The following is a 16,353-nucleotide window of genomic DNA, read 5'->3' as shown; positions in this document are numbered from 1 at the left end:
TCAGCCCCCGGGGGTCGTAAATCAGCGGTATGTGAGGTCTGCCGTTCTCGGCGAGTCAGTCGGCGGGGGTGCACGCCCCCGGCGTGTACCCGTACTCGGCCAGGGTCGCATAGGTCTGGTCGTTGGGCGGTGCGGTGAAGCTGTCCCCGACTGGGTCGGCGGGGACATTCACCAGATTCATTCCGCCAGCTGCATCCGCTTTCGCTGCGCCTCGTGCCAGGCGCACCAGGTCGATCAGGCCGGTGCCGGCATCGACGCCCATATTCCCGGTCAGCGTCCAGGCGAGCGATTGCGCCGCCAGGGGATTATGTGCCCGCTCCACCAGGGCGGTAAAGACGGCGCGCATGACAAGGCCGGTGAAGCGACTGCGACGCTCGGCCCCCTCCTGCTCAGACAGCATCAACCACTGCCCTTCGCGCAGCACCTCGGGGTGCCGGGAACGGACCAGAGCCAGTGCGTCCACGCCGTTGAGGTGCTGTGTGCCCGCGGCGTCGATCTGAAGTCCGGAGTAGGTGTCGCGCACCGGCTCATCTACCTGCACCTGCACGCCTCCGAGCGAGTCGACGATCTGTGCGAACTGGGCCATGTCGATGGTTACGACATGTGAGGCGGCCACACCGTAGGCGGAGCACAGGGAGTCGACGGTGTACTGCGGGCCCTGCAGGAAGGATGTGGCCAGGCGCTCGTCGAACAGCTGTCCCTGCGCCACGGTCAGATCACGCGGCAGAATCAGCACGTTCAAGCCGGAGGCGGCCGGCTGAATCAGTGCGACCACGTCGGCACGCGACTCCTCGCCCACATCTTCCACGCCGCCGTAGCGGTCCGGGCCCTCAGGCAGGGAGGTACGCGAGTCGGTGCCGACCACCAACCAGGTCTCCGCCGCAGCGGCTGAGGCGGCCTGGTCGGCCGTGGTCAGGTCGGCGTGTGGCAAATGGATGTCGAAGCGCTCCAGACGCGCCCACAACACACCGAGGTCACCCAGTGCGAGCACCAGCAGGACGGTCAGTACGGCACTGAGGGCGGCTATACGCGGCCGTCTGCGTCCCCAAGCGCCAAACCGCGCCCACCAGGCGGAAAGTGCCTGGTGGGCGCGGCCGAGGATACTGGTCACTGCGGGCGAGTCATCCGAGGGGGTCATCACCCGGCTAATGGACTAGCGATCAGGCGCGGCGACGGGCGCGCAGAATCACGGCGCCGGAGGCAAGCAGGCCCGCAGCCAGGATGCTGAGGGTCAGGCCCGCACCACCGGTCTTGGCCAGTTCCTTACCGGAAGCCTTGGCCGGGACGGTGGCGGCGACGGTCGCAGAGGTGTTGGTACCCGTACCCGTGTTCGTCTTGTTGTTGTCCGTGATGGTGGTGTCACCGTCGCGGTTGTCGTTACGGGCGGTGTTGCTGTACACGCCACCCGACACGGTCACCAGCGAGACGGAGTCGCCGCCCTCGCCGTAGCGGGAGCCGGCCAGGCGCAGCACGTAGGTGCCATCCGGGACGGAGGGGGCCGGGAAGGTCCCGTTGAAGTTGCCGTCCTGGTCCACGGTGCCCGTGCCGATGGTGGCGACAGGAGCGGCGTCGGCGGAGTCGGCGTCGGCCTCGCGGATCAGCGTGTTGGTGACGGTCTCACCCGGGGTCAGACCGGAGGCAGTGATCTCGAAGGACTGCTGGCCGGCGACATCGCCGTGGATAATGTAAGAGCCGTCGAAGCTGGTGCCGTCCAGGATGATCTGCTCACCGGCAACGCCACTGAGGCTTTCGTTGTAAGAGACGCACTGGGCGATGATGTACCAAGGGTCGACATTGGGGTCGCCGCCGACCTCGGCGACGGCGGTGGACAGGTCGAGGGTGGCGGTCCAGCTGCCGTCCGCGCCCGCAGTCGTGGTGACGTAGGACGACTGGGTGCTGGCCTCGTTGTCATTGGTCAGCGCCACACGCACCTGTGCGGGGCTCTGCGCGCTGCCGCAGCCGGAACCGGTGACAGTAATGGACGAGTTGGGGTCGACCACGCGGCTGGTCGGAGCGTCCAGCGTGAAGCCGTCCTCGGTGGTGTCGGCCAGAGCGGGGGTGGATACGGCCAGGCCGCCGGCCACGAGGGCGGCGGTGGCACCGATGGTGGTGATAGAGCGTCCCAGACGCATAGATCCTCCAATTTGGGATTGACAAGACACGACGCGGGGCGGCGTCGAGCTGTTCCCAGCCTTCCTGGATATCGGTTTGAAGACAACCCCGGCCGGTGTGATTTACCTGTAATCCCGCGCTTGGTCAGCGCCACACGAGTCACATCAGTAACACAACTAGGACTTGGGGCCCAGCGAACCTGTGTTTTGGGTATGTGCTGGTGGGGAGAAGTCCCCATGTGGTGCGGCTCGCACCGAGGCGTACCAGTAGCCGTCCACGAGTCTCGGGGAAGCTGCGTGGCACACCCCTGGACTCACCAGATGGTCACGCGCTCCTGTGGTTCGAGCCATAGTGCATCGCCCTTTGTAACCCCGAAGGTCTCATAGAAGGCATCCACGTTGCGCACGATCCCGTTGCACCGGAACTCGGCGGGGGAGTGCGGGTCGATCGTCAACAGCAGTTCGGCGTAGTCGTCCCGGCTCTTGCTGCGCCAGATGCGGGCCCATGAGTAGAAGAAGCGCTCCGCTCCGGTGAGTCCATCGATCACCGGGGCCCCGGCCACAGAGTCGATGCCGACATCCGCCAGGGCCAGTGCATAGGCCTTCAGTGCGATCCCCACTCCGCCCAGGTCGCCGATGTTCTCCCCAATCGTGAGCTCCCCGTTGACATGGGGCGCCGTGTCCGCCTCCTGGCCATCTGCCTCGGCACGTGCTACCAACGCCGCCGGGCGGTAGGCGTCGTACTGGGCGATCAGTGCGCGAGTGCGGGCCTCAAAGGCCTCCCGGTCCGCCTCGGTCCACCAGTCGGTCACCTTGCCGTGTCCGTCGAAGGTGGAGCCCTGGTCATCGAAGCCATGGCCAATTTCGTGCCCGATCACGGCGCCGATGCCGGCGTAGTTGACGGCGTCGTCGGCGTCCGGGTCGAAGAATGGCGGCTGCAGGATCGCCGCCGGGAAGACGATCTCGTTCATGGTCGGGTTGTAGTAGGCGTTGACCGTCTGCGGCGTCATGTGCCACTCCTCCCGGTCAACCGGGCGGCTCAGCTTACGCAGGGCGCGGGCCAACTCGAAGGCCTCTGCTGAGCGCACCGAGCCGACCACGTCGCCGGGCGTGACCGTGACGGCACTGTAGTCGCGCCATGTGCTCGGGTAGCCGATCTTCGGGGTGAATAGGGACAGCTTCTCCAGGGCGCGTTCGCGGGTGGTCGGGCTCATCCACTCCAGGGAGGAGATCGACTGGCGGTAGGCCTCGATCAGACGGGCAACCAGACGTTCCATGCTCGCCTTGTGGGCGGGCGGGAAGTGTCGGGCCACGTACAGCTCGCCCAGTGCCTCGCCCAGCGTGCCCTCGATCAGGGCTACACCCCGCTTCCAGCGGGCCCGCAACTCGTCCACGCCCTGGAGCGTGTGGGAGTAGAAGTCGAAGTTCTCCTCCACGAAGGCGCGCGAAAGCAGTGTCGCGCGACCGTGTACCAGATGCCAGGCCGCCCAGGCGCGCAGATCCGCCAGAGGAGTCCGGTGCCATACCTGCGCCAGGTGCGGCAGATAATCGGGCTGCTGGACGATAGTCTCCTTCAGCAGTGATCCCGGCTGCTCGCCGGCGGCCTGCGCCGCTTCGACCACGCCGTCGTACCAGGCCTGCCAGGGGAAGAGGGGAGCGGACTTTTCCAGGTCCTCCCAGGCGGTGGGGTTGTTGATCTTCTCAATATCGCGGCAGGCGACCCGATCCCAGTGTCCCTCGGCGAGTGCCGTCTCCACCGCCATGATGCGTCCGGCAAGTGCGTCCGCGTCCGTCCCCAGGCGGTCCGGCAGGCCCGCTAATTCGAGCATGCGCCCCACATGGGCCACGTAGGCCTGTCGGATCTCCGCCTGGTCCTGCTGTCGATAGTAGGACTCATCGGGCAGACCCAGGCCCGACTGCGCCATCCAGGTGGTGTAGTGGTCCGGATCGTTCAGGTCCACCTCGACGGCGATGTCCACCGGTCCGGTGAAGCCGGCGGCCAGGTGGGCGCCCAGGGCGCGCGCCAGAGCCTCCTTGTCCGCCGCCGCCAGCACGGGCTCCAGTTCGGGGGCGAGCGGCTCGGCTCCGAGCGCCTCGATCCGCTCCTCGTCCAGGAAGGCGGCGTACAGTGCGCCGAGCTTGGCCGTCGGGGTGGTGGGCACGCCAGCGCGCGGTGCTTGCGCCAACTCCTGGAGGATGTCCCTGCAGGCCGCCTCTGCTGCGTCGCGCAGCACCAGGAAGGAACCGGTGGCGGGACGGTCGGCAGGGATCGTCGTGGTAGCCAACCAGCTCCCGTTGACATGGCGGAACAGGTCGTCCTGGGGGCGCACGGAGGAGTCCGCCGCCGCGGTCTCGTAGACGCCTGCCAGTACGGCGGCGTGCGAGTCCGTCGACGCCGGTGCGTCGTCGGCGCTGGCGGAGGAGGAGGTGTCGCTCGGATCGGTCATGGCGCAACGCTAGCCCGAGGGTGCACATATGCCCGTATCCGCGGGCGCGGTGCCCTGGACCTGTTCGCGTGAGGCACAATTCATCCATGCGCATTCACATCGGTACCGACCATGCCGGATTCGAGCTCAAGGGCGTTCTCGTTAACCGCTGGCGGGAGGCCGGCCACGAGGTGGTTGACCACGGCTGCTACGTCTACGATCGCTTGGACGACTACCCGGAGTTCTGCATCGCCTGCGCCGAGGCGGTGGCAGCAGATCCGGGCAGCTTGGGGGTGGTGCTGGGCGGCTCCGGCAATGGTGAGCAGATCGCCGCCAACCTGGTCCACGGCATCAGGGCGGCGCTGGTCTGGAACCAGGAAACTGCCCGGCTGGCGCGTCAGCACAACGATGCCAACGTGGCCGGTCTGGGCGCCCGAATGCACTCTATAGAAGAGGCCATTAAGATTCTCGATGCGTTCATAGGTGAACCCTTCGGCGGCGAGCAGCGCCACCAGAACCGGATCGACCAGATGGCCGCCTACGAGCGTTCCCGCGAGCGCGCCTGACGCCGTTCGTGGCGGGAACGGCGACGGCTAGTGAGATGCGTTGCGGTGGTACCGTAACCATCGTGTAGCGTCATCGGTATGCCTGAAGGTCACACCGTCCACCGCCTAGCCAATGCCCTGAATGAACTCTACGGCGGCCAGCGCCTGGTTGTCTCGTCCCCGCAGGGACGTTTCTCCGCTGGGGCCGCTCGTTTGAACGGCCAGATCCTCCTGGGCGGGCAGGCTCACGGCAAGCAGCTGCTCCTCCCATTCGCGCCGGCATCAGACGTTCCCGTGGATTCCTCGGATGTCACCTGGCTGCGCGTTCATCTGGGCCTGTACGGTTCCTGGACCTTCGACGGTGACGCCTGTTTCACCGCACCACACGCCATCGGGGCGCCTCGCCGCAGGCTCGGGGAGCGCGGAGAACAGGCTCTGGCCCGTGGTGGCGGCTCGGCGCTGTCCGGACTGAGCGGTGAGGAGCCCGCGCCTGTTGCGCCCGCCGACTGGCGACCCCCCGAGCCCCGCGGCGCTGTACGGCTGCGCCTGGCCGGGGAGCATGGGGTGGCCGATCTGACGGGACCGACGGTATGCGAGCTGTTGGACGCCGACGGCGTGGAGGCGGTGCGCCGCCGCCTGGGACCCGATCCGCTGCGCTCTGACGCCGATCCTGAGGAATTCATTGCTGGCGTGCGCCGACGCAGGCGGACGGTCGGAGAATTGCTGTTGGACCAGTCGATTCTGGCCGGAGCCGGCAACATCTTCCGGGCTGAGGTCCTGTTCCGGGCCGGCCTGTCCCCGTTCCGGTCGGGCAACCGGATCAGTGCCAGGCGGCTGCGGGAGATTTGGGATGACCTGGTGTCGCTCATGGAGTACGGGGTCGCCACCGGTTTCATCACCACGGTGGAGGCCACGGATGTACCCGAACCACTGCCCGAAGACGATCCGGAGGCCGGGCGCTGGTATGTCTACCACCGCGCGTTCCGTCCCTGCCTGCGCTGCGGCACCCGGATCGCGGAGCGGGTGATCAGCGGGCGACGCCTGTTCTGGTGCCCGGCCTGCCAGGCCTACTGAGGCGCCCTCGCTACCATCGAGTTCGGTAGAAATAACCACCGAGTTCGGTCGAAATAACCACCGAGTTCGGTCGAAATGACCATCGAGTTCGGTAGAAGTGGCTGCGGCTGGGACGGGATGACAGTGCTCTGCGGTCGTTCAGGAGCCGGGTTCCACCGGCCGACGGTGGGGCAGTAGGGCCATGACCAGCAGTGCCAGGCCGAGTCCGGCCAGCAGAACTATCACCGCGGTGACGAGGTCGATGCGCGTGCCCATGGCGACGGCGAGTAGTAGACCTCCCAGTACCAGCAGGGTTAGCCCCCACACCAGGGTGCCGGCCTGCACGCCATGCGGTGCGGCCGTGCGCGGTGCTGTGGGTGCGTCCTGCGGCTGCGCTCCCGTCTGCTTAGGCGACCCACTCCAAACGTCCCCCTCAGGGGTTGCGGCGTCCGACTCGCCGGTATGCCGCGCCGCGCCGGTGTCGGTGGTCTGGGTGGTTTCGGCCGTGTCGGTGGTCTGGGTGGTTTCGGCCGTGTCGGTGGTCTGGGTGGTTTCGGCCGTGTCGGTGGTTGTGCCTGTTGCCTCGGTGTTGTTGTTAGTGCTGTTGTCGTTCATGATCAGCTCCTTGAAACTAGAGGTGGTGGATCAGTGGGTCGCAGTGGCGGTGGGCTCCGCCGTGGTTGCCGATTGCGAAGGCTCGGCGACGCCGGACGGTGCGCCGGATGGCTCCGCCGATGAACCGGAAGCGCCGGTCTCGGTTTCGGCCCTAAGTGCCTCGCCGACGCAGTCGTCCCAGGCCCGGCGGCCCACACCGACCAGGTCGGGCACGGTGTACCAGTCTCCGCCGTACCATCCGTGGTCCTCCCAGTCATCGAGATCATCCGCATCATCCGAAGCTGCCGATTCCTCCAAGGCGTCGGTGACAGCATCGCTACACTTGATGGCGGTATCGGTGTCGATAGCTGCGTGCGTCATGCCGGTGACGGGGAGCGAGCCATGGGAGTTGCCGTTTTCGTCGACCCAGGACTCCACGATCCAAGCCGTGCTGTCCGGGACGCCGTACCAGGTCACCTGGTTGGGCCGCTCGTCAATATTCACGGCACCGGCGCCGACCTCAATGTCCAGTCTCAAGGCGGTGCCGGTCTGCCGCGCGACGGGGGACGTAAACGAGATCTTCTCGCCCGGATACCAGCGCTCGGAGCGGTAGGTGGGCACCGAATCGCCGTCGACCGTGTAGCGGTTGCGCTGCCAGACGCTGTGATCGCTGATGACGCCGTCGTTGATACTCCAGTCGCTCGTGGTGTTCGCGTAGGTGGTGCCGAGCCCCACCGTGGAGTCGACGGCGAGGTTTTGCTCAGCGCTCGTGCGGATGGTTACGCTGCCGGCGCCGACGCTGAGCGCAGCCCGCACACGCGGTTCCTGGCCTGAGGGCATGCCGGTAAGGTCGATGACGACCTGGCCCACGGCGTAATCGCCCAGTATCACGGTGGTGTTCGCGTCGCCGTGGGTGCCGGCGAACTGGCGCTTAAGGTCATCCCAGGTCAGCGTCACCGTATGGGTGGGTAAACGCCAAGTGGTGTCCCTGGAGGTCAGGGCGCCTTGCGGCACGCTGGTGCCGAATACCAGGGCGGGCACGGCCACCATGGCGGCCAGCCAACCCAGGGCGGTCATCCAGCCGCCGCGGCGTCCGCGCAGGGCGCTGATGGTTACCCCCGCCCCGAGGATGGCGGTCACGGAGCCGACCGCGGCGAGCCATGCCGCCAGTGGGCCCATGTCGTCGAGGTACCAGAGCAGCACGATCGCGGCGAGGCAGCACAGGATCACGCCGGCGATGCTCAGGGCGAGGCGCCGTTCCGGGCCGGGACGGCGGGGCTGTACGGGTGCGACGGGCCGGGGAGCCGGGCCTCCGGCCGGCACGGCGAACACAGGTGCGCCGGCCGGACCTGCGGGTGTGGGGGCGCCGGCGACCCGAGGGTTGGTGTGGTGCCCGGGCGTGCCGGGAGTGGGCGTGCCGGGAGTGGGCGTGCCGGGAGTGGGCGTGCCGGGCTGCGAAGTCGGCGCCTGCGGTCTGTAGTGGGGTGGAGCGGCACTCGGCGCACTAGTCGGGCCCGGGTAACCGAAACCGCCGGTCGGCATCGGCCGCGGCTGATACGGCCGTCCGTGCCTGCGGGCGGCGCGATAGCACCAGAACACGGCCGCCAGCACCAGGAAGGTGCCCACGAAGGACCAGAAGACGTCGTGATAGCCCCAGCCGAGCCAGCCGCGGACGTACCAGGAGGGGAGCAGACCGTGATCGAGCACCACCCAACCGGAGATGAAGGTCGCCACCGCCCCAGCGAAGCCGGCATCGAAGTCGCCGCCAAGGGCCTGCTCCAAGTGGATACGGCCGTCGGACTCCTCCGGCATGAGCGCCCAGCCCAGTCCGTACAGCACCAGTCCCAGACCGGTGAACACCGTCAGCACCACCCAGACGCAGCGCACCAGGGTTGGGTCCAGACCCAGCCTGCGGGCCACTCCTCCGGCCACACCGCCGATCCACCGCTCATCCGGGCGAACCAGGCCGGTGCGGCGCAGCGAATCGAAGAATCCCGCTGCGGCCGGCCGGTACGGCGGCACCGGTCCGCCGCCTCCTGCTGGCGGGAAGCCGGCGTCCGGCTGTGGGGGCCCGGCGTCCGGCGGGGGAACGGGGCCGCCGGATTGTGCCGTGTGTCCAGGATCGGGAGCGGGGCCCTGTTCGTGGGATGGTCCGTGGGACTGTCCGTGGGGCTGGGCGGCCGACGGATCGGGAGGGGGTACTTCACTCATGAGCCCATGGTCCGGGTTGCGGCGGTGCTGGCGCGATGGGGGTACCCCCTGAACCGTCCCCGATTCCTGCTCGACGTCTCCCTGAATTCAGCCTGCCCGTCTGCTCCGCACCCGTCCGGCGTGCCACCATGGGGCCATGACCCAAACGGTTCCCGGAACGCCCTCCCCATCCGGGCACCGGTATGCGTCCGCACCGTTGGGTGCGCATATATCGCAGAGGGGGACCGGAGCCCCAATGGGGGTGAAGGATGCGGGCACCCCCGCTCATACCCGCCCGCCACTGCGACGCCCGCCCCGCCGGGCCCGGCGTCCCTGCCCGTCGCGGATCCTTAGCGGTGTGTGCGCTGGGCTCGCCGTCCACTTGGGCCAGCCGGTCGGAGCTGTGCGACTGGCCATTACGGTTATGACCGTAGTCGGTGGGGCTGGGGCGATGCTCTATCTGTTGCTGTGGGCACTCGTTCCCGCCGGCGATCCTCTGAGCCCGGCGCCGCTACCACCCGTACAGGCGCGGCTGGCCTCGCGACTCGCAGGGCACAGCGCCTCTCAGCCGCTGCTAACCGCGCGCCTGCGCGGCCTGGCCGGGGGTACGGCCCTGCTGGTGGCCGCCGTACTCATCGCCGCCTGGCGCCAGGGCGCCTTCGCCAGTGGGGCGGGCTGGCTGCTGCCGCTGATACTGGTCGCCTCTGGTGCCGCCCTGGCCTGGTCTCAGGCCGACTCCCTGACAGGTCCGGCCAGGGAGCCCGGCACCCTGCTGCGCCTGGCTGGCGGCGTGGTGCTGGCGGCCGTCGGTGTGCTGCTGCTGATAGGCGGTGACACCCCGCCGCGTGTGCTGCTCACCGGCGCTCTGACCGGCGGAGCACTGGTGCTCGGTACCGGCCTGGTCCTGGCGCCGCTGTGGCTGCGCACCAGCCGCGCGCTGTCGGATACGCGCGCCGCCGAGGCGCGCCAGGCCGAGCGCGCCGACATCGCCGCGCATCTACACGACTCCGTCCTGCAGACCCTCACCCTGATCCGTAAACGCGCCGACGATCCTGAGATGGTGGCCCTCCTGGCCCGCTCGCAGGAACGCGAATTGCGCGCTTGGCTGTATACCGATCGTCCTGAGGCCGCCACCTCCACCGCCGACGTCCTGCGCGACCTGGCCGCCGAGATTGAGGACCGTCACGGCATTGAGGTCGAGCTGGTTATCGTGGGAGATCGGCCTCCGGACCCGAGCACACAGGTAGTGGTCGCCGCGGCCAGGGAGGCCCTGTCTAACGCCGTGCGCCACGGCACGCCGCCGGTGAGCGCTTACGCGGAGATCACCGCCGACCACCTGGAAGTGTTCGTCCGTGACCATGGAGCCGGATTCGATCCCGCCATGGTGCCGACCGACCGCCACGGAGTGAAGGAGTCGATTATCGGCCGCATGGAGCGTCACGGCGGGCGCGCCACGGTGCGCTGCCGTGAATCCGGCACTGAGGTGCACCTGTACCTGTCCGCCCCGATCGCCCCCTCGCCGCAATCGCCCGCACAACCGCCTGCGCAATAGCCGACCGCGTCCCGTTTCAGAACCAGGAGCCCCCAGTGACCCAGACCCAGCCACCCGAACCCACCCGGCCCGATGCCCCGCTCACTTTGCTGCGCATTCTCGTAGTCGACGACCATGCCCTGGTCCGCGCCGGCGTGCGCGCGGAGCTCGCCGCCGACGCCCCCGACATGGAGGTGGTGGCCGAGGCCGACGACGTCGAAGGCGCCATAGCCGCCGTTCACGCCCTTACCCCGGACGTGGTCCTACTAGATGTGCACCTGCCCGGCGGCAACGGCGGGGGAGGGGCCGAGGTCGTCTCCGCCTGCCGAGATGTGCCCGCCACCCGCTTCCTGGCCCTGTCCGTCTCCGACGCCTCCGAGGACGTGGTCGGCGTCATCCGCGCCGGTGCTCGCGGTTACGTCACCAAGGCCATCTCCTCAACCGACCTGGCCCAGGCGGTACGGCGTGTTGCCGGCGGGGACGCCGCCTTCTCCCCACGGTTGGCCGGTTTTGTGCTGGACGCCTTCGGCGCCGGCGCGGGGGAGGTGGCCGTGGCCGACTCTGAACTCGACCGGCTCTCCGCCCGTGAACGGGAGGTCATGCGGCTGATCGCCCGCGGCTACACCTACAAGGAGTGTGCTGCCGAGTTGTTCATCTCGGTCAAGACCGTGGAGACCCACGTGTCCTCCGTGCTGCGCAAGCTGCAGTTGTCCAACCGCAATGAACTCACCCGTTGGGCCGCCGCTCGCCGCATCGTGTAGATGGTGCGGGGAAGGCGGAGGGGCGGTCCCTGCCGTCCTCGTACTAGGCCCGCTCGGGGCCGCGCCGGTATCTGAGATGCGCGCCCCGCAGGGGGGCTGCTCCGCCTAGGGTCGCCGCATGACGCAGACCATCAAGCTTGCAGTGATTCCCGGTGACGGCATCGGCAAGGAGGTGGTGCCCGAGGGGTTGAAGGTGCTCAAGGCCGCTTTGAAGGACTCCGGCGTCTCGTTGACCACCACCGCCTTCGACCTGGGTGCCGAGCGCTGGCACCGCACCGGCGAGACCATCACCGATGCCGAGCTTGAGGACATCAAGGGCCATGATGCGATCCTGTTGGGTGCCGTCGGCGACCCCTCCGTCCCCTCCGGTGTGCTCGAGCGGGGGCTGCTGCTGCGTCTGCGCTTCGCCCTGGACCACTACGTCAACCTGCGGCCCTCCAAGTACTACCCGGGTGTGGCAACGCCCCTGGCCAATCCCGGGAGCATTGACTTCGTAGTCGTGCGCGAGGGCACCGAGGGCCTGTACTGCGGCAACGGCGGCGCCGTTAGGGTCGGGACTCCTCAGGAGATCGCTACCGAGGTCAGTGTCAACACCGCTTATGGAGTTGAGCGCGTGGTGCGTTACGCCTTCGAGACTGCCCAGGCCCGCCCGGCACACCGCCTCACCCTGGTGCACAAGCACAACGTGCTCGTCAACGCGGGGCATCTGTGGCGTCGCACCGTGGAGGCCGTGGGAGCCGAGTATCCCCAGGTGAAGGTGGACTACTCCCATGTGGATGCCGCCACCATTTATCTGGTCACCGACCCGGGCCGCTTCGATGTGATCGTCACCGACAACCTCTTCGGCGATATCCTCACCGACGAGGCCGGGGCCATCACCGGTGGCATCGGACTGTCGGCTTCGGGCAATCTCAATCCGGTCGGCCAGTTCCCCTCCATGTTCGAGCCGGTTCACGGTTCCGCTCCGGACATCGCCGGGCAGGGCAAGGCCGACCCGGTGGCCACGATCTCCGCCGTCGCCATGATGCTCAACCACCTGGGCATGGCGCAGGCCGCCGCCCGGGTGCAAGCCGCGGTGGACGCTGATATGGCGACCCGGGCGGCCGCCGAGGCCACCGGCGCCCCGCTGGTGCGCACCACCAGTGAGATCGGGGATGCCATCACGGCCGCCGTATGCGGCTGACGCAGGCCCACCGGAGGGGGCAGGAGGTCTCAGCGGGCGATAGCGGGCGACGCCGTCGTCGGCGCGCCGTACGGGACTGTCACCACCAGATGAAGGCGTGGGATCGCATGGAATCAGCATGTGAGAGAACGCTGTCCGCCCCGTGGGGCGACGGTACAGTGCCGGTATGTCTGTGACCCCAGCCGCTGCCTCCACGCCCGATTCCCTCACCACGCCTCTGGCCCGTGCCGCCGCTGTCCCGGTCCCTCCCGCCGACTCCCTGGCCGGCCGCTTCCCCCGGCAGCCCCATCCGCACCCGGCCAGTGACGCCGAGAGATCCCAGGCGCTCACAGACCTGCACTTCGGCAGGGTGTTCACCGACCACATGGCCCATGCCCGCTGGACCCGCGACGGCGGGTGGGCGGAACACGCGATTGTTCCCTACGGGGAGTTGACCCTTTCGCCCGCCGCCGCCGTCCTGCACTACGCGCAGGAGATCTTTGAAGGCATCAAGGCCTACCGCCATGCCGACGGCTCGATCTGGACCTTCCGGCCCCGCTATAACGCCGCCCGGATGAACCTGTCAGCCCGGCGCATGGCGGTGCCGGAACTGCCGGAGGAGGACTTCATTGCCTCATTGGTGGATCTGGTGCGTGCCGACGCCGACTGGGTGCCCTCCGGAGAGGGGGAGTCCTTGTACCTGCGGCCATATGCCTTCGCCTCCGAGCCCTTCCTAGGGGTGCACGCCTCCAACACCATCGACTACTACGTAATCGCCTCCCCATCCGGCGCTTACTTCACCAACGGGCTTCAGCCCATCTCCATCTGGGTGGACCAGGACTACCACCGTGCCGGCCGTGGCGGCACGGGTTTCGCCAAGACCGGCGGAAACTACGCCTCCTCTCTGCTGCCCCAGCAGGAGGCGGACGCCCAGGGGTGTGATCAGGTGTGCTTTCTGGATGACGTTACCGAGGAGAACCTTGAGGAGCTCGGTGGCATGAATGTTATGGTCGTCGACGCCGACGGCACCGTGCGCACGCCCAGCCTGACCGGCACGATCCTGGAGGGCAATACGCGCAGCGCCATCATCAGCTTGCTCCTGGACTCTGGCCGCAGGGTCGTGGAGGAGACCATCCCTCTGGAGCGGCTGCTGGAGGACATCTCCTCCGGCAGGGTCCGCGAGGTTTTCGCCTGCGGCACCGCGGCCGTCGTGGTACCCCTGGGACGCCTCAGGGGCAGGGACTTCGACGTGGCCATCGAGGGCAGCGAGGTAACCCACGACATTTACGAGCGGCTCACCGGCATCCAGTACGGGCGTCTGGAGGACCCCTACAACTGGATGTACCGTCTGGTCTGACTCGCAATCGGCTTGTGATCAGATCCCTATAATAGCGGGGGGTTCGGGCTCGACCGGTGTGGTCAGATTGGGCCATGAGCGACGATGAGCAGCGCGGCGGCGAGGACGCCCCCGGTGACATGAAGGCCGATGTGCTTGGCGGAGTCGGGCGGAGCGAGACCCTCGACGGGAATGACCGGAAGAGCCGCAGTGGACGGCGCTGGCGTATCGCCCTGGTATCCGTGCTCGCCGTCGTACTCGTGCTCGTCGCCGGAACTGCGGTCGGCGGGCTGTGGCTGCGCAACCGCCTGTCATCCAACATTGAGACGATCGGTGACCCCTTCGCGTCAATCGCCGCCGGTGACCGCGCCCCCGAGCAGGAATCCGACTCGCCGGCCACGAATATTCTCGTCCTCGGCTCAGACTCTCGTATTTCCGCCGGCGACCCCAGCCAGTGGGAGGCCGGCGCCCAGCGCACCGACGCGATCATGATCGTGCAGATAAGCGGTGACCGCGAGGACGTCTCGGTGATGTCCATCCCGCGAGACTCCTGGGTGGATGTCCCCGGTTACGGGGAGAACAAGATCAACGCCGCCTTCTCCCTCGGCGGGCCCAGCCTGTCTATCCAGACCGTGGAGCAGCTCACGGGCGTGCGCATAGACCACTTCGTGGTAGCCGACTTCGAGTCATTCAGCGGCATCACTGACGCGATCGGCGGCGTGACCCTAAACCTCAAGAACCCCCAGACGCTGGCTGGCACCGAGTTCGGGCAGGGTGCGCAGGTGCTGAACGGTGAGCAGGCGCTCGCCTATGCGCGCGAGCGCTCCAGCCTGCCCGGTGGCGACTTCGACCGCGTCAACCGGCAGCAGGCATGGATGCGGGCCATGGTCGGAGCGGTGCGCAATAACGGCATACTGTCCAGCCCGACCAAGCTGTACTCCTTGCTGACCACGGTCACCCAGACCCTGGCCGTGGACGAGGGTTTTACAATCGGTGTGTTGCAGTCGCTGGCGGTGGATCTGCGCGGCTTGCGCTCCACGGACATCAACTTCATGACCGTGCCGACTTCCGGCGCCGGTACCAGCGCCGACGGCCAGTCGATAGTCCTGCTCGACGCCGAGGCCTGCGCGCCCCTGTTCGAGGCCTTCCAGAACGATGAGGTCGAGGACTTCCTGGAGGACAATCCCGACGCCGTCGCCCTGCTTCCGGCCACGGTTAACTGACGGTATTCACTTCGGACGTATGTATTAGCGTCGGGGTTTTACGCGCCCTGATTGGCTAGTCTGTTAGCAACACAATGGTCAGGATTCCCCACTGGCCTTGGTCAACCCTTAGGAGATACCCCGCCCATGACCTCGATTTGTGTGGTTGGACTCGGTTACATCGGTCTGCCGACTGCGGCCGTGCTAGCACGCGCGGGCGCCGAGGTGATCGGGGTGGACGTGTCTGAGAGGCATGTTGATGCGGTCAACCGGGGAGAGCTGCCCTTCGCGGAGACTGGCCTGGACAAGGTCGTAGCCGACGTCGTTGCCCGGGGCCGGTTGCGGGCACAGACGCACACGCCACCCGCGGAGGTGTACATCGTGGCGGTGCCGACGCCCTTCAAACGGGGAACCACCGGCGCCCATGAGGCGGACCTGTCATATATAGAGGCTGCGGCGCGGGGGATTGCGCCGCAGCTGGTAGGCGATGAGCTGGTGGTATTGGAATCCACCTCACCTCCTGGGACCACCGAGCTCTTGGCTGAGATGATTCTGGGGGAGCGGCCGGACCTGTCGCTGGACGGAACCTGCGGGAGACCGGTGGTGCACTTCGCGCACTGCCCGGAGCGGGTGCTGCCGGGACGGATCATGGCGGAGATAGTCGGCAACTCCCGGATCATTGGCGGCCTCACGTCGCGGGCCGCCGAGTTGGTACGGGATCTTTACGCCACCTTCTGCGAAGGTGAGCTGCGGCTGACGGACGCCAGGACGGCGGAGATGGTGAAGCTGACGGAGAACGCCTTCCGAGACGTGAATATCGCATTCGCCAATGAGCTGTCGATCGTCGCTGAGAAGCTCGGAATCGATGTGTGGGAGCTGATCGAGTTGGCGAACCTGCACCCGCGGGTGAGTATTTTGCGACCTGGTCCGGGGGTGGGCGGCCACTGCATCGCCGTGGACCCCTGGTTCATTGTGTCAGCCGCACCGGATGAGACAAGAGTGATTCGGGCGGCGCGCGGCGTCAACGACTCTAAGCCGCTGCATGTTATTGAATGCGTGCGCGAAGCTGTGGCGGGGCTGGAGTCACCGACGATTGCGGCGTTGGGATTGACTTTCAAAGCGGACGTGGACGATCTGCGCGAGTCGCCGGCGCTTTCCATCACCCGGGATCTGGGGAGTCAGCTTCCCGACGCCGAAGTACTAGTGGCGGAGCCGAATATTGCTGAACCGCCCGCAGCGCTTTCCGGGCTGCCGCACGTCGCCTTCGTGGACTACCGGGAGGCGATCGCTCGCGCGGACGTGGTGGTGCTGTTGGTGGACCACAAGGAGTTCAAAGACCTAGACCGGACACTGCTCGCGGGCAAGCGCATCGTCGACACCCGCGGCGCCTGGCGCTGAAACGCCCGGAGCTTACCGGAGAGTAACGACGCAATGGGACTTCG

General features: G+C 67.6%; 13 protein-coding genes. 8 read left to right on the top strand and 5 right to left on the bottom strand.

Translation table 11 applies throughout. From position 1 onward, the window contains the following. Positions 1-55: 55 nt before the first annotated feature. From CWT10_RS11800 to CWT10_RS11790, 3 genes are all read right to left on the bottom strand, one after another. On the bottom strand, positions 56-1,138 hold the full coding sequence (locus CWT10_RS11800) for an LCP family protein (RefSeq protein ID WP_103064093.1): 1,083 nt from the start codon (positions 1,136-1,138) through the stop codon (positions 56-58). Between the two features lie 22 nt (positions 1,139-1,160). Continuing rightward, positions 1,161-2,132 (bottom strand): LPXTG cell wall anchor domain-containing protein, encoded by a 972-nt coding sequence (locus CWT10_RS11795; RefSeq protein WP_103064094.1) that lies wholly within the window; start codon positions 2,130-2,132, stop codon positions 1,161-1,163. A gap of 293 nt (positions 2,133-2,425) precedes the next feature. Continuing rightward, positions 2,426-4,558 carry a M13 family metallopeptidase gene (locus tag CWT10_RS11790; RefSeq protein WP_103064095.1) on the bottom strand — a complete coding sequence of 711 codons (2,133 nt, stop codon included), beginning with the start codon at positions 4,556-4,558 and terminating at the stop codon, positions 2,426-2,428. 86 nt (positions 4,559-4,644) lie between these two features. Between CWT10_RS11790 and CWT10_RS11785 the strand changes: the two genes are divergently transcribed. Together CWT10_RS11785 and CWT10_RS11780 are read left to right on the top strand one after the other, a co-directional pair. Continuing rightward, positions 4,645-5,103, top strand: coding sequence for a ribose-5-phosphate isomerase (locus CWT10_RS11785; protein ID WP_103064096.1), 459 nt, complete (start codon positions 4,645-4,647; stop codon positions 5,101-5,103). A gap of 78 nt (positions 5,104-5,181) precedes the next feature. Then, positions 5,182-6,156: an Fpg/Nei family DNA glycosylase gene (locus CWT10_RS11780; protein WP_103064097.1), complete on the top strand. Its 975-nt coding sequence runs from the start codon at positions 5,182-5,184 to the stop codon at positions 6,154-6,156. Between the two features lie 138 nt (positions 6,157-6,294). Here CWT10_RS11780 and CWT10_RS16830 read toward each other — a convergent pair whose 3' ends face one another. Together CWT10_RS16830 and CWT10_RS11765 are read right to left on the bottom strand one after the other, a co-directional pair. Next, positions 6,295-6,750, bottom strand: coding sequence for a hypothetical protein (locus CWT10_RS16830; protein ID WP_158247693.1), 456 nt, complete (start codon positions 6,748-6,750; stop codon positions 6,295-6,297). Between the two features lie 30 nt (positions 6,751-6,780). Beyond that, complete coding sequence (locus tag CWT10_RS11765; RefSeq protein ID WP_103064100.1) at positions 6,781-8,940, bottom strand: PspC domain-containing protein; 2,160 nt, start codon at positions 8,938-8,940, stop codon at positions 6,781-6,783. 136 nt (positions 8,941-9,076) lie between these two features. Here CWT10_RS11765 and CWT10_RS11760 point away from each other — a divergent pair, with 136 nt between their 5' ends. From CWT10_RS11760 to wecC, 6 genes are all read left to right on the top strand, one after another. Beyond that, on the top strand, positions 9,077-10,471 hold the full coding sequence (locus CWT10_RS11760; protein WP_342353541.1) for a PspC domain-containing protein: 1,395 nt from the start codon (positions 9,077-9,079) through the stop codon (positions 10,469-10,471). A gap of 35 nt (positions 10,472-10,506) precedes the next feature. Beyond that, positions 10,507-11,211 carry a response regulator gene (locus tag CWT10_RS11755; protein ID WP_269843813.1) on the top strand — a complete coding sequence of 235 codons (705 nt, stop codon included), beginning with the start codon at positions 10,507-10,509 and terminating at the stop codon, positions 11,209-11,211. A 118-nt stretch (positions 11,212-11,329) separates the two neighbouring features. Next, positions 11,330-12,394 (top strand): 3-isopropylmalate dehydrogenase, encoded by a 1,065-nt coding sequence (locus CWT10_RS11750; protein ID WP_103064102.1) that lies wholly within the window; start codon positions 11,330-11,332, stop codon positions 12,392-12,394. A gap of 166 nt (positions 12,395-12,560) precedes the next feature. Then, positions 12,561-13,730: a branched-chain amino acid aminotransferase gene (locus CWT10_RS11745; RefSeq protein WP_103064103.1), complete on the top strand. Its 1,170-nt coding sequence runs from the start codon at positions 12,561-12,563 to the stop codon at positions 13,728-13,730. Positions 13,731-13,804: 74 nt separating this feature from the next. Next, positions 13,805-14,932, top strand: coding sequence for an LCP family protein (locus tag CWT10_RS11740; RefSeq protein WP_103064104.1), 1,128 nt, complete (start codon positions 13,805-13,807; stop codon positions 14,930-14,932). A 126-nt stretch (positions 14,933-15,058) separates the two neighbouring features. Further along, the gene (wecC, locus tag CWT10_RS11735) at positions 15,059-16,309 is read left to right on the top strand and encodes a UDP-N-acetyl-D-mannosamine dehydrogenase (protein WP_103064105.1); all 1,251 of its coding nucleotides are present in this window, start codon (positions 15,059-15,061) and stop codon (positions 16,307-16,309) included. Positions 16,310-16,353: the final 44 nt, after the last annotated feature.

The sequence above is a fragment of the Actinomyces qiguomingii genome, assembly GCF_004102025.1.
In the GTDB taxonomy this organism is placed as follows: Bacteria; Actinomycetota; Actinomycetes; order Actinomycetales; family Actinomycetaceae; genus Actinomyces; species Actinomyces qiguomingii.
This window is presented reverse-complemented; position numbering and strand designations above follow the sequence as displayed.